Origin of the sequence: Flavisericum labens, assembly GCF_045446075.1 — a bacterium.
GTDB lineage: Bacteria > Bacteroidota > Bacteroidia > Flavobacteriales > Flavobacteriaceae > Flavisericum > Flavisericum labens.
On the sequence record NZ_JBJJBQ010000007.1, the window covers coordinates 23,299 to 37,702 of the forward strand.

Sequence of the window (14,404 nt, forward strand, 5' to 3'; positions counted from 1 at the left end):
TGCGATGCTTAGTAAAAAGTCTGGAAATGGGTGCCCTCAATCTAATGCCAAACTTCATTCCTGTTTCGTCAGAGCTGGTATTTTTAGTCTTAAAAAACACGTCGGCACGGCTCACAAAGTCAAAGCGATTAAAGATGGTTTCCAGGCGTCCTCTGGAAAATTTCTCTAATCTATCGCTGAAATCCATGTCGTGGTATTCAAAAATAATGTTGCTTTCTAAAGCACTCAATTCATTGTCTTTCAAAGTTAAATTGACTTTACGTAAATCTAATCACAACATATACAACAAATTAACTTATTTGATATGAATGTTCGCTTATTTGCTTAAGGTGAATCTTCAAAAGGTTTATTTTTCAATTAACCAATTATGATTTAAGACATTCTTAATCGGTTTTAAGTTAAATTTTGAATGCAATAAACTTTAAATTAGCTTTATAACACTAAAATACTGATTTATGGCTATAGCATTACAAACTACTTCTGAGACCATCACCAAATCCATAAACAATTATTATGAAAGTTTCATAGAGTTATTACCACGAATCGCTTTGGGCATTCTGGTGGTTATACTTGGTTTTTTAATCGCCCAACTTATTACCAATATATACAAGAAACGTATTTTAAAAAGAGCAGCAGATCCTTTAATGGCTAAATTTTTAGCCCAAGCCATAAAACTGGTTCTAATTGTTATTGCCATATTATTGGCTTTAAGAGTTGCGGGGTTAAACGGAGTCGCTACAGGGATTTTAACAGCTGCAGGAGGTGCTGCGATAATTTTAGGTTTTGCTTTTCAAGATATTGGCAAGAATTTTTTAGCAGGTATTATTTTGGCTTTTAACCGGCCGTTTAATGTTGATGACACCATTAAAGTTGGCGATTTTTTCGGAAAAATTAAAGGTTTAAATTTTAGGTATATGCATATAAAAACCTTCGACGGACGTGATATCTATGTGCCGAACAGCGATGTGCTCACCAAGCCTGTAGAAAACTATACTGCAGATGGCTTTTTTAGAAACGAATTTATCGTTGGTATTGGCTATGAAGATGATATCGAAGAAGCTAAAAAAATCATTCAAGACATACTAGATAATAACAATTATATTGTTCATGATAGCGAACACGATAATTTTGTGTACGAAGACGAACTGGCTGTTAGCACCGTCAACCTTAAAATATATTTTTGGGTAGATACTTTCGACTATAGAAAATCGGCCATTATAGTTCGTGGCAATCTCATTAGGCAAATAAAAGAAACTCTTGAGAACAAAGGCTTTAATCTACCTGCCGACATCAAAGAACTTAAACTTTATGGCAACGAAGAGGATATACCGTTACGTGTGTTGCAAGACTCTAGGGATAATGAAAAACAAACAACAGAGTGAAGTGAGCATTAATTTTTGTATTTGCGTCCGAATTAATAGGTTTTGGGTCAAGGTTTTAGACGATTATTCACGATTTTATTTTCAACTATAAATATTAAAAAGAATCATGGAACATAAAGTCACACTTCGAAAAATTGAACACGTTAATCATAATGTCTTACATTTGGTTACCGACAAACCCAAAGATTACCACTTCAAACCAGGGCAAGCCACAGAAGTTTCTATAGACAAGAATGGCTGGAAAAATAAAAAACGACCTTTTACTTTTACCAATTTATCCGATGACAAAGAACTGGAATTCACCATAAAGGTTTACCCATCCCATGATGGTGTTACCGAACAACTTGAACAACTAGAGGTTGGTGATTATCTGTTAATTGGTGATGCATGGGGTGCCATTCAGTACAAAGGGACAGGCGCTTTTATTGCCGGTGGGGCAGGAGTGACACCTTTTATCGCTATTCTAAAAGATTTAAAACGAAAAGGAGAATTGAAAGGCAACCAACTGTTTTTCAGTAATCACCGAGAACGCGATATTATTTACAAGAACAACCTAGAAGCCTGGTTAGGTGAAAACTTGCATGTTATACTTTCTCAAGAAGACCATAAAGACTATGCACACGGACTTATAAGCAAAGACTATTTGGAAAAACACAACCTAGAAGTAACCAAACCGGTTTATCTGTGTGGTCCGCCACCCATGATGGAAGCGGTAGAGGCCGACCTGTATAAAATGGGATTACCTAAATCGCAATTGGTGGTGGAGGAATAACATCCTATTCTTTAATTTGTGCTAAAATTTTTAAAAATTCGTACTGTAGAATCATTCACAAAATGCTGTTCAACACCATAAACAAAAAATAATTATTAAAAATTGACCATTATCAAGTCTTTTTTTTAGTCAGACCGTTATTTTTACCAACTCAAAAAAGTTAGGCACAAATACAATATGAAGGAAAAAAAGGAACAAAACTCTTATAAGGAGAAACGGAAAAAGTCGAGTGAATTTGAAAAGAGAGAAGATTATTTAGAACACGAACTATTAATCATGAAATTCCGTAGATGGAAGGTACATCTTCCTTTTCGTGACTTCCATATAGAAATTGAGGATTTGGTGCCTGCTTTGGCCGCAACCATAGGTAAAGTAGTTATGGTTACTGCTATGGTGGCTGCTTTCGCAGCTCAATTTGGGCTTTCGGCAGAATTTATTGCAGAAAATGTACGGTACGAACTATTAATTGCAGGAGGTATATTTGTCATTCTATTTTCGGCTATTTTAAATCCACGAGCCAATTTAGCAGGAACCCATGGCCCCATGATTCCCTTAATCCCCATTATTGCTGCAGCAGGAGGGCACCCACTAGCATTAGGTATTCTAATTGGTGTTTTTGGACTCATATTAAGTATTACCAAAGGCGGTTCTAAGTTAATGACTTTAACGGGCGTTGGTGTACGGGGTGGTCTTCTTATTTATCTTGGTGCTGTCGGGCTAATTTCCCAAATTTCAAAATTTGAAGCATGGTCGGTTAGCGCTAATGCCAGTACCGTTTCATTTGTGGTTATCGGTATAACCATTCTTATTTATGCCTACTTAGCCCGAATTAAAAAAAGGTGGTTGGCTATTCCGCTATGTTCGGCTATTGCAGGTATTATAACCTATGCCATGGGTGTTAATTTTGAATTTACCACCCAACCTGGATTACCGCACATGAATCCTTTGTATTGGTGGGGCGAGGACACAGGCTGGCAATTGGGATGGCCTGATTTTGGGCACTTTGTTGCTGTTATTCCATTCGCTATTTTGGCCGTGGCTATGTGGTCGCCAGATTACTTGGGGCACCGGGTTTTTCAAGAACTCAATTATCCCAAAAAAGCAAAAGATGTCTTAATGGATGTAGATGATACCATGACGGTGGCTTCCGTACGTCAAATGGTCGGTTCTGCTTTAGGCGGTGGCAATATTGCTTCATCATGGGGTACTTACATGATTCCTGCAGCCATTGCAAAACGTCCCATTCCTGGAGGGGCTATACTTACAGCTATACTATGTATTCTAGCAGCAGTTTTTGGTTATCCTATGGATTTAGCCATGTGGGAACCAGTGCTAAGAGTAGCCTTATTGGTGGGGGTATTTTTACCCTTATTGGAAGCTGGTATGCAAATGATACATAAAACTAACGATTCGTTAAGTGCCGGTACCTGTATTTTTGCATGTGCATTTGTAAATCCCGTGTTTGGATGGGCATTGACTATGTTACTTGATAACTTGGGACTTATTGGCGATCGTGAAAGAGCAAAAGAATTATCTTTAAAAGAACGATTAATCATTCCCGGAGCCATGTTTATTGTTTGTATAGTATCACTGATGCTGGTAGGTCAGCTACCAGGTATTCCCGGAATATTTTAAATATTGATAGCTTATATTAACTTGGTTCTAATAGATTATTGAAGAAACAATATGAAGACAGAATTATTCAAACCAGTTTAACTCTGCGGATACCACCCATGATGAAACCCGCAGAAGCGAACCTTAATAAAAAGGGGGTTCCAAAATCTCAGTTGGTCGTGGAGGAATAATAATCTATCAGGTAAATATACATTTAATAAAAATGGAATAGAATACCTCAGCTTTTGCTGGGGTGTTTTTATTTAATCTATTAGGTGGACTATAGAATATTTTTGCTAAATTAGATTATCTACTTATAGACGGGTTATGGACAATAACTTTTCATAACCCTATTGATGTTAATCGTTAGTTTATTTAAGACAAAAGAGGCAAATAGAGACCAAATCTTTGTAGAATTTCATCTCGGAGAGGGATTTTGGGCAATATGATGTTAACAACTATTGATTAAATCATTACACGAAATGTAATATACTCATTTTTAAATATATAATCGTTATAATATAAAGTTTTGATTTAAAATAAATGTCACGATACATATCCGAAATTATCGTCCATAGAATATATTGGACTATAAATTCAACGATTGGGACTATGTTTATTGAAATCTAAAATTAAACCCTTAATATTATGGCTATTTCTGTAGACAATCCCCAGGCTTTTTATCAGTTTTTTTATTTGTTAACGTTTGTGTTTATGTTTTCTGTAGTTATCTATAAAAGCATAAAGCGTGGGTATCATTTACGATCTGTATTGTTGATGTTTACCACCATCACACTTTTCACCGTAATAGGCACCAGATTATTTACCATTCCCATAGAGGAGTGGTTCACTGCAATAAACACAAAGTCTCCCGAATTTAACAATAGATCGTCTATTGGAGGATTGCTATTTGGTTTAGTTGGGCTCTTAATATCACAACGTATATTTGGATTTAAGAGGCCCATGTTAGATTTATTTGCTTGGCTGGTACCTGTTGCCATTGGCATTGCAAAATTCGGCTGTTTATTTAATGGCTGCTGTTATGGCCTACCATTTAATGGTTTTTGGGGTGTGCAATATCCCGTAGGAACTCATGGCCACTTTAACCATTGGTACTCCGGTGGTATTGATAACGATGCTATCCTGTCATTAGCGGTACATCCGGTTCAGTTATATGAAAGCCTTCTGTTATTTGCTATCGGCTATGTTATTTGGAAAACCCGGAAAAGATGGAAAAAGAATTGGAGTGCCATGCTATTTGGTTTGTTCTTATATTTTACATTGCGATTTGGAGTTGAGTTTTTTAGAGACCATAGTATATCACATTTTAGCACAACCTACTACTTAGGTGTATGGTCTATTCAATGGGGCATGCTAGGTTTAGGACTTATATTAGGTTTCGTTTTATGGTTTTACGAAAAACGTTTTAAAATAGAAATTACAAAGGGGCGCCAAGATTCACCATATCTCCATGCCGAATTAATTTATATTATATCCTTATCGTTTCTCATTTATACGTTTACAAACCTACTAATACCTTTCGAACTTAAAGTGGTCTGGATTATGTTTATTCCTGCCATTGTTTTATCTTTTTATTATCTTTTCACTGAGACTAGATTAAGAAATCATCGTAAACTTGTGGCAATATTGTTACTCGCACCTTTTTATGTTCTGGCCCAAACTATACCTGATCAAACACAAGAAATTAAACAATACAAACGTATAGATGTAGGTGGTTCTTTTGGTAATTTCGCAAATGAGGTAAAATTTGACCCACAAGAATCAATAAACATATGTGGAACTACTTCAACCTCTTACTCCTATGAGTATTTTAAGCAGGTCTATCAAATGGCCGGGGCAGGGTATTCACAGGTTAGCATAAAAAATGATGAAGCCACTACTTTTGGTGTTAACCTTTCTGGTGGCAATATTAAGAGTACTAACTTGCGCACCAATGAAACACAATCAGAATTTATTTTTGCTGTAAATCCCTATATGAAATGGGATGGAAAATGGTTTGGTGGTGGTTTAGGGCTTCAACTAGGTAAATTACGAGTTAATAAAGATGAAACAATAGATATTGGTGATTTAAAAGACACCAACAAAGACCGTTATATCTTGCCTGAATTCTATTTGAGGGTAGGACAAAAAAAATATCTGGATGTGGATTATAATTATGGTTTTATGATACCATCTGCTTATCCAACATTATATTCAAGAGCGAGCATAGGAAGTGGTTTTGGTCTCAGCCAAGACTATAGTTTTAGATATGGTCGTATATGGAATTTAGAAACCAATTATATTTCTGCCGAGGCATTAATTACCGACCAGTTAGGTGTTAATCTCATGTATGTTTTTAAGGAGGAAGATAACTTTCGATTTCAGACTGACGAAGCTTCTGGTAAAGTTGTGTTTTCACTCAATTATCGCTTTGGACATAAAACGAAATAGCAATCAAAAAAAAAATTTAATTATAAGTTAGCATAAACTAGTATGAACATACCAATTTCACTAATACTATTCCGGTTATTATTAGCTCCAATAATTTTGTCTTTAGCTTATTTTATTGGAGAAAGTGCTAAAACAACTATCGTTGTTCTGATGTATTTAGGATTGATATCTGATATTTTGGACGGCATAATTGCAAGAAAACAAAATATATCTTCAGCAAAATTAAGACGGATGGATAGCCAAACAGATATGATATTCTGGTTATCCATGGGTTTTGCGACCTGGATATTATATCCCAAACTAATTGCTAACAACGCTATAGTTATTTGGGCCCTAATCGGCATGGAAATAGCCTGTCATGTTATTAGCTACATAAAATTTAAAAAACAGCCCTGCGCGCATGCATTTCTTTCTAAACTTTGGGCCATAACATTATTGGTAGCCTTTACATCTTTAATTGGATTTAACCATGCGGGAGTTCCATTTGCATTGGCGATTATTATGGGTTTAATTTCACAACTTGATATCGTATTAATAACCCTTATTTTGCCAAAATGGGCACACGATATCCCCAGTGCTTACCACGCTTACTTGATAAGAAAAGACATTAAATTTAAGCGAAATATATATTTAAATGGCTAAAACCTTTTACAAGACAGCAATGTGTTTTTGAAACGCAGAAGGGAAGCATCAGGTTTCAGTTGTGACCAAATAAATAAACCTTAATCGAAGTGAAGACGATATAATAGCTCTACCTTAAAAATGGCCCCGTCTTTAAACCGCTCATTAAGTTGGGTTCTGTTGTCTCCTAAATAAAAGGCAGTTAAGGCTAAATCTATTTTATCTTCAGAATCGAATACCTTATAATTTCTAACAATGGCATAACCCGCTTTAGCGCTTACATAAAGTGATTTACTTAACTTATATCTAAAATAACCAACCAATTCATTTGAGGTTTTAGAAACATAAGCCCCGTTAGGGCTATAATTCTGGTTATTTAAATTATAAGTGGTTCCAAGTCCATCAAACCGCATGCCTGCCCATGATTTTTCATTTAACCTATAATTAAGGTCCCCAATGATAGGTAAGTTTAAATTAGCCTCAAATTTCTTGTTATTACTCAAATAATATACACCAAAAATAGGCACTACAATCAACCCGTATTTCTCGGTATTTGCATACACGCCATATCGGTATTTTAAATCACTACGTTTCTTTTTGGTAAATAACGATAAGAATGCTATTTGATGGTTATTTTTAGAAAGCTTAATTTCATCAGAAGCGATTTTAGAAAACAGCATAAAAGTAGTAGACCATGTATCGTTCAACGTTTTATTAATACCAACATTTAATCCTAAAACATTTAAGTTATGACTTGGTATATTGGTATCTAGTTTCACCTTGGTTTTATTGGTGAAAAATCCCGTTAGTAAAATGGTTTTCTCATTAATAACCACCGGAAAATTAAGTTCCAATGCTAATTCTTCAACAGTCGTTTGCGATTCAGAAACTTCAAAATCGTTTGATGGCGTATTGGTGTAGCTAATATTGGCAATATCAAAATAGTTTTGCGCCAACCCTTGAAAACAAACAATGCCAATTAAAACAAACGATATATACTTCATGTATAGGTTTATGCTAGGCTGCAATTTACGTAATTAAACCTGTGATGTAATAGAAATAAGCATTTCACGAAATAAAATACTTGGGCGTTGTTATATCGATGATTATGTCAAATATCTCTAAAAGATTATAAACCTATTAATTGGTAGTACATAAAAGTTAAATAAAATCTATAAATTATTTCTGAATATTACAGGAACTTCGTTTTTCATGCCATTATTTTGCACAAACACAACCGCTTTTAGCTTGGTAACAACAGTGTCTATAATTTTAGCACGTGCCTCATAATTATCGTTTCCTCTTGCCAATCCTGTAAAAACTAAATCAGCCCTTTTGCTCTTTTTTATTAGAATTTCTAGTGGTGCTTCTTTGTCATTGGCTAAAACATGGATATTGGCATCTATACGCGCTTCATTTATATTATACCTTATATAATGTTCCATTAATTTTTTTTCTTCTTCAGTATGTGTTATGGATAAAATATTAATCTCTACTTTACTCCATTTCCGATTCAATCTAATCAGGTAGGAGAGGAGAAGCATCAAATCTCCATTCCTATCTTGTCCTCGCCACCAGATATCAATTCGTTTGTTTGCTTTACGGCTAAAGTGATTGGGTATGTGTGCAACAAGAATGTTTTTTCCAGCTGAGGACAAGTCATTAATAATTTGTAATTCTTGTAACTTGCCCTTTTGAGTTTGAGACCACCCAAAAACCACGGTATTGGTTTTTATTCCAGCTATTCCATGTGAAGAGGCAACAAGGTTCATTCCTAATTTAAAATCACTCACAACATTTACTTCTGTAAGTGCTTGTAGACCTTCTGCTTTTAACTCTTGCTGCATTTTAAAAACAATCTCGTTACGTCTTTCCAATTCACCTTTGTCCTCTGGAGTAAGCAACCGTGAAATAGTAAGCAATCCGCTATTCTGGCCTAACATTTCTGTAAATTTCACTAACGGCAAATGTTCCTTGATCTCATGAATAAAAAGAATTATTATTGGCCTCCAATTTCTAGGATGAACCTTCTTAGCACTTAAACGCAAAAGAGCATATCTACTTAAATGCATCCAAATTCCAGTTGATGCGTCTCCCCATTGTTGCTCCAATTTCTTATTCATTAAATAAATAAATATGACAACTTCCAATCCAAGCGCAAATGCAAATGCAATAGGATTTATTAACCACATAACAACCATTGCTGCGAGAGCCCCTAACAGTGAAACATACCAAGGCACATGTATTTTTGGTCTATAGGAAGGTTCTTTTATAAGTTGCTCAACAGCAGCACTTACATTTACCGCTACGTAAAGCGTTAAAAAAAGTACCGATACGTATTGAGCAAGCGTATTAAGCCCCCCAAGAAAAACGGCGGCAATAGCAATTAAACCACTAATCCAGGTAGCAATAGTTGGCTGCCCAGTTTTTGATAGTTTTCCTAAAAATTTTGGCATAAGTCCATCCATAGAAAGTGCCTGTAAAATTCGTGGACCACCCAAAATACTTCCAAAGGCAGAAGATAGTACTGCCCCCCAAACAGCTGGATATACTAGCCATGGACCAAAAACAGCTATTCTAGTCCAGATGGTAATACCTGCATCTGGGTTTGCCAGTTGTTCAAGAGTAAGAACTCCTGTTACCGATAAAACTAGAGGAATAATTAAATAAATAGCTGCTCCACTCAAAACAGCACCAATGGTCCCTTTTGGAATTGATTTTTGAGGGTCTTTCAAGTCACCGCTAAGCCCAATACCTGCCGTAAATCCAGTAACCGCTGGAAAAAAAACAGCAAATACATACCAAAATCCTTCAGGAGCACTTGAGTAATTAGCTTTAGTTGTGGGTGCATGCATATCTTGGGTTACCACACCGAGGATTAGTGCTAAAATGGCTGCAGCCACAATAATCATAATTGGAATCTGTGATTTTAGTACCAGTTTAGCGCTTTTGCCAGACAATGCAGTTATAAGAATAATAAAAAGCACCGTTAACAACTGAAGACTATAAGAAGGCAACGTGTTTTGCGCATCAGGCCATAATATTAAAATGGCTTCTGAAAGTCCATAACAATAAAAAGTAACACTTAAAGTTCTGCATAAATATAACGGAATTCCAATGGCGCCACCAGGCTCAAGCCCTAAACTACGAGAAATCATAAAATACTCGCCACCAACACCAACTTTTATGTTCGTAGCAATAGCAGAAGCGCTAAGTCCAGTAATAAAAGTAATAGAACTGGCCAATAAAACAATTATAACCGTATTGATAAGACCAACATTTCCAACCACCCAACCAAAACGTAGGAACATGATGAGTCCTAATATGGTAAGTATACTTGGTATGTAAACACCCAAAAACGTGCCGAATTTATGAGGTGTTTTGGTTGTATTTGTTTTAGCCATAGAGCGTTAGATTCTAGTCCTATTAAATATAGCATAAAAAAAATTAAGTTTTGCTTTACCATTCTGTAACTATAGGTTGTTTAAATATTAAATCACCCACTGGTGAGCTATAATGTACGGCGTTATAGCCTGTCCCGAACTTGATTCGGGATAACTTTAGCTTTGCCCAAATCAATTATATTGTTTTAGAGGTTTTCGCGAATCTCCTTCGTCGATTTGGTTAAAAGCTGGGCAGAGCGTTAAGAAAAGGTCTGGTAGACCTTTTTAGTGAATGAGCCAGCTGGCGCACTGGCATACTACAGTTTCTTAAAAAAATTTATTCTAAAAGTTTCTTCTATAATGTTAATGAAACCGCTTGCGGTTCACGAGCACCTATTCATTAAAATAGCGTGTGCGAGTAAACACTTTTTATGCGACGACGTAGGAGGGAAGCGTAATGTATGAATAATTATACATATTTTTATTATACAAACCGTTAGAATTAAAAAAAACCTTATTTTCCTTTTTTTAAATCAAACGCACTCCCAAACATGCCTAAATCTATTATTCCAATAACATTAATATTCTTTTTTGTAAATCATCTGTATACTCAAAATTTAATCTTTTCAAAAAGTGCTGGGAGCGATAGTATAGATTCTCATTTGGATCAAGGGTATGATATAGTTAGTGATACTTCAGGAAATATTTATGTTACTGGTATTATGTCAAAAGGGAGCACTGGGGCTGTTTTTGGTCAAGGCGAAGCTAACCAGACCAACCTAAATATTAATGGTGCCTTTATTGCTAAATATGATAACAATGGTTTATTGTTATGGACAAAACAAATAGGAGCAAACAATAATGGGGTAGTTAGTAATGCCATCACTTTAGGCACCAATAATAATATTTATATAACGGGTTATTATAATTCTGAAGTAACATTTGGCATAGGCACCACTACCCAAACTACATTTCAATCATATGCTGCATCAAGAGACATCTTTTTTGCTAAGTATTCACAAGATGGTGATTTTATATGGGCAAAATCCTTTGGAGGACTCAACGATGATGCACCTGGAGGTAGAGATATTTATGTTGATTCTAATCAAAATATATACATTACAGGTGCTTTTAATGGCAATGTGGTTTTTGGCGCAGGTGAAACTAACGGAACTGCATTATCAGGGAATCGATTGGATATGTTTTTATCAAAATATGATGCCAATGGCGACCTTATTTGGGTTCAAAAAGCGGGGGGAGATAAAGGGGATAGAGGAGAAAACCTTGATTTAGATTCAAGTGGAAATATTTATATAACAGGTAATTTTTTTGACGATATAACATTTGCAGAATCAGAACCAAATGAAATAAAATTAATAAGGCATAATGTGCAGGCCTTTATTGCAAAATATGATACTAACGGACAATTTATTTGGGCAAAAAGCCCTTATTATTACAGCGATGACACGTCAAATGTAAGTGGTGATATTAAAGTATTAAATGATAACCGCATAGTTTATACAGGAGCTTATGGCACTTACGGCAATACTTATTTAACTAACTGTATTGAACTTGAAGGAGAAGATCAATATGATGCTATTTTAATTCAATTTGACAGTAATGGAAATTATATTTGGAATACTACCATTAATAGCGCTGGCGGCGACAGAGGTTTGGCATTAGATGTTGACCAAATAGGGAATAGTTATGTAACTGGATACTTTTATAATGAAACTTTATTAAATGAAAACCTCTGCAATGAAACACAACTAAACAACAAAGGGCTAGCTGATATTTTTATTTGTATTTACGATATTAATGGACAATTGTTAAGTATTGAAACTGCCGGAGGCAATAATTGGGATCAAGCTTCAGCAATCGATGTAGATAATTCTGGTAACATTTATATAACCGGTTATTATGATGACAATATCATATTTGGTGAAACACAGTTAACGGAAACGACACTAGTAAAAAATGGAACCCATGAAATATATGTTGCTAAATACCATATAGATTTAAATAATATTTCAAAAAAGCCCTATGCTGGCGAAGGTACTTGTTTAGAAATTTGTGAAAATTCGAGCTCTATAGATTTATTCAATCAGTTATTAAATAACCCAGATCCTGGTGGGATATGGATTCCGAATTTATCTAGTGGTACAAATATTTTTGACCCAACAACCGATGGCGAAAACACTTATAGATATACGGTTTATAATTCAGGCTGTATGAGTGATTATACAGAAATAACAATTAGTTTTATTGAACAACAAAGTGCAGGGGAGGATACCTCAATTAATTTATGTATTGATAATGCCCCTATTAATTTATTTGAACAAATTGGAGGCTCACCAGTTCCAGGAGGAACTTGGTCTCCAGTTTTATCTAGTGGCACAGGAATTTTTAACCCAGTTGTTGACGCTCCTGGTATTTACACATATACTGTTACAGGTGAAGCGGGATGTAGTTTTGCTAGTTCAGAAGTCAATGTTGTTGTTGACAAAATTCCAAATGCAGGAGAAGGGGCTAGTCTAGAGTTATGCTTAAATAACAGTTCTATTGATTTGTTTGATAGTTTAACAGGTTCACCGGATGAAGGAGGGATTTGGACACCAAAATTAACAAGTGGGACAAGTACCTTTGACCCATCAATAGATTCTTCTGGGATCTATACTTATACCGTTAGCAATGGAATTTGTGATTCAGACACTTCAGAGGTTAAAATTACCATTAATATGCTTCCAAATGCTGGGGAAGATGGCAGCTTAGAAATATGTGTTAATAGTAGCCCTATAAACCTGTTCGATAGACTAGAAGGCACACCCGATTTAGGTGGGTTTTGGATGCCCAGTTTAGTAAGTGGAACAGGTGTTTTTAACCCTTTAGTGGATTCCGAAGGCATTTATACTTATACCGTTAGTAACGGACTTTGTAGTTCAGATACTTCGAAGGTTCTTGTAACAAAAACAAGTGTAACGCCTATTTCTGATTATGAAATTAATATAAATGAGTTTAACAGTAATAACAGCATAGAAATTATTATTAACTCAAATTTAGAATACGAATTCTCTATAGATGGAATTAATTACCAAAATAGTAATGTATTCAATAATCTAATAGGCGGTGATTACACATTATATGTTCAAGAAATTAATGGATGTGGAACTTTAGAAACGGTTATTTCAATTTTAGATTACCCCAAGTTTTTTACACCTAACAATGATGGCGTTAATGATACTTGGAAATTACATGGAGCAACAAATAAAAATTATTCTGTATACGTGTATGATAGGTATGGAAAACTTTTAAAGCATCTAACTACGCCAGAAATTGATTGGGATGGAACCTTTAATGGCGTTCAACTTCCAACTAACGATTATTGGTTTAAAGCTGTTTTTACAGATGGTTTTATCAAAAGTGGTCATTTCACTTTAAAAAGGTAAATTGAAATTATAACTACAAATCATTTGTATAATCATTTTACGAAAAAAAACATTTGGATGTTGTTTTATATCTGCAATTATGTCAAATATCGCCCAAAAGCGCTATTTCGCTAATTGTTGTAAAATGTACTATAATTTACATTATGTAAAATAGAATATTTTAAGGTATCTCTTTGATCAACCAAATTCAATATGCTATTATTTTACTCCTTTCACTTACCTCAAAATATTTACAAAATATTAAAGCCAAATAAAGCGCAGCTCAAGGTGTTTAGTTTGGTTCTGTCTATTATACAGTTGCTACGCCTATTTGACTTAAAAAAAAAATTGAACGTTAATTTTTAAATTTGGTTTACAGCCATTGCGAAAAGAAATCCATCATTTCTTCTTTAAGGTCGTAATGCAATTTTATGTACTGGCGCATATCGTCTTTTAATGGTTTTTGTTTGTGCAACAAACTACCATCAATAGATTCCCTTAAATCCACAGCGTGCAAATTGTTCATTTTGTTTTTGCAGCGGTGCATGAGTTTCGATATTTCGTTACGCTCTATTTCTATTCTATTTTGAAATTGCTCTATTTGTAATCTGGCACGTTTATCAAATTCCCTGGCGGCGATTTCTTCTAACTTCTCTTCAAAGGTGTCCATTTCGTTAAAATGAAACCGTAATTCTCTTTTCCATGTTTCTAAATTGAACTTTAGGTCACTTAAATATGATACTGTCGTTTGCATAT

9 protein-coding genes are annotated in these 14,404 nt (G+C 35.0%); 6 read left to right on the forward strand and 3 right to left on the reverse strand.

Translation table 11 applies throughout. The features are described 5' to 3' along the window. Nucleotides 1-455: 455 nt before the first annotated feature. The 5 genes from ACIEHO_RS11905 to ACIEHO_RS11925 all read left to right on the forward strand — a co-directional run bounded on the left by ACIEHO_RS11905 (nucleotide 456) and on the right by ACIEHO_RS11925 (nucleotide 6,861). A complete protein-coding gene (locus ACIEHO_RS11905; protein WP_406971962.1) occupies nucleotides 456-1,382 on the forward strand; it encodes a mechanosensitive ion channel family protein in 927 nt (308 codons plus the stop codon). Between the two features lie 106 nt (nucleotides 1,383-1,488). Beyond that, nucleotides 1,489-2,154 (forward strand): FAD-binding oxidoreductase, encoded by a 666-nt coding sequence (locus ACIEHO_RS11910; RefSeq protein WP_406971964.1) that lies wholly within the window; start codon nucleotides 1,489-1,491, stop codon nucleotides 2,152-2,154. Nucleotides 2,155-2,331: 177 nt separating this feature from the next. Further along, a complete protein-coding gene (locus tag ACIEHO_RS11915; protein ID WP_406971966.1) occupies nucleotides 2,332-3,789 on the forward strand; it encodes a DUF3360 family protein in 1,458 nt (485 codons plus the stop codon). Nucleotides 3,790-4,416: 627 nt separating this feature from the next. Continuing rightward, nucleotides 4,417-6,219, forward strand: coding sequence for a prolipoprotein diacylglyceryl transferase (locus tag ACIEHO_RS11920; RefSeq protein ID WP_406971968.1), 1,803 nt, complete (start codon nucleotides 4,417-4,419; stop codon nucleotides 6,217-6,219). 42 nt (nucleotides 6,220-6,261) lie between these two features. After that, nucleotides 6,262-6,861, forward strand: a complete 600-nt coding sequence (locus ACIEHO_RS11925; protein ID WP_406971970.1) for a CDP-alcohol phosphatidyltransferase family protein — start codon at nucleotides 6,262-6,264, stop codon at nucleotides 6,859-6,861. 80 nt (nucleotides 6,862-6,941) lie between these two features. Here the strand turns inward: ACIEHO_RS11925 and ACIEHO_RS11930 are convergent, their stop codons facing one another. Both ACIEHO_RS11930 and ACIEHO_RS11935 read right to left on the reverse strand, forming a co-directional pair. Next, complete coding sequence (locus ACIEHO_RS11930; protein WP_406971972.1) at nucleotides 6,942-7,844, reverse strand: DUF6268 family outer membrane beta-barrel protein; 903 nt, start codon at nucleotides 7,842-7,844, stop codon at nucleotides 6,942-6,944. Between the two features lie 168 nt (nucleotides 7,845-8,012). Then, nucleotides 8,013-10,244: an APC family permease gene (locus ACIEHO_RS11935; protein WP_406971974.1), complete on the reverse strand. Its 2,232-nt coding sequence runs from the start codon at nucleotides 10,242-10,244 to the stop codon at nucleotides 8,013-8,015. A gap of 530 nt (nucleotides 10,245-10,774) precedes the next feature. On the opposite strand from ACIEHO_RS11935, the gene ACIEHO_RS11940 reads away from it, so the two are divergent. After that, nucleotides 10,775-13,669, forward strand: a complete 2,895-nt coding sequence (locus ACIEHO_RS11940) for a T9SS type B sorting domain-containing protein (RefSeq protein WP_406971976.1) — start codon at nucleotides 10,775-10,777, stop codon at nucleotides 13,667-13,669. A gap of 352 nt (nucleotides 13,670-14,021) precedes the next feature. On the opposite strand, the gene ACIEHO_RS11945 is transcribed toward ACIEHO_RS11940, so the two are convergent. Next, nucleotides 14,022-14,402 (reverse strand): hypothetical protein, encoded by a 381-nt coding sequence (locus ACIEHO_RS11945; RefSeq protein WP_406971978.1) that lies wholly within the window; start codon nucleotides 14,400-14,402, stop codon nucleotides 14,022-14,024. Between the last annotated feature and the right edge of the window lie 2 nt (nucleotides 14,403-14,404).

Bases quoted from the DNA above. Each gene is read 5' to 3' on its own strand.
- ACIEHO_RS11905 (WP_406971962.1), top strand. From the start codon at position 456: ATGGCTATAGCATTACAAACTACTTCTGAGACCATCACCAAATCCATA.
- ACIEHO_RS11910 (WP_406971964.1), top strand. From the start codon at position 1,489: ATGGAACATAAAGTCACACTTCGAAAAATTGAACACGTTAATCATAAT.
- ACIEHO_RS11915 (WP_406971966.1), top strand. From the start codon at position 2,332: ATGAAGGAAAAAAAGGAACAAAACTCTTATAAGGAGAAACGGAAAAAG.
- ACIEHO_RS11920 (WP_406971968.1), top strand. From the start codon at position 4,417: ATGGCTATTTCTGTAGACAATCCCCAGGCTTTTTATCAGTTTTTTTAT.
- ACIEHO_RS11925 (WP_406971970.1), top strand. From the start codon at position 6,262: ATGAACATACCAATTTCACTAATACTATTCCGGTTATTATTAGCTCCA.
- ACIEHO_RS11930 (WP_406971972.1), bottom strand. From the start codon at position 7,844: ATGAAGTATATATCGTTTGTTTTAATTGGCATTGTTTGTTTTCAAGGG.
- ACIEHO_RS11935 (WP_406971974.1), bottom strand. From the start codon at position 10,244: ATGGCTAAAACAAATACAACCAAAACACCTCATAAATTCGGCACGTTT.
- ACIEHO_RS11940 (WP_406971976.1), top strand. From the start codon at position 10,775: ATGCCTAAATCTATTATTCCAATAACATTAATATTCTTTTTTGTAAAT.
- ACIEHO_RS11945 (WP_406971978.1), bottom strand. From the start codon at position 14,402: ATGCAAACGACAGTATCATATTTAAGTGACCTAAAGTTCAATTTAGAA.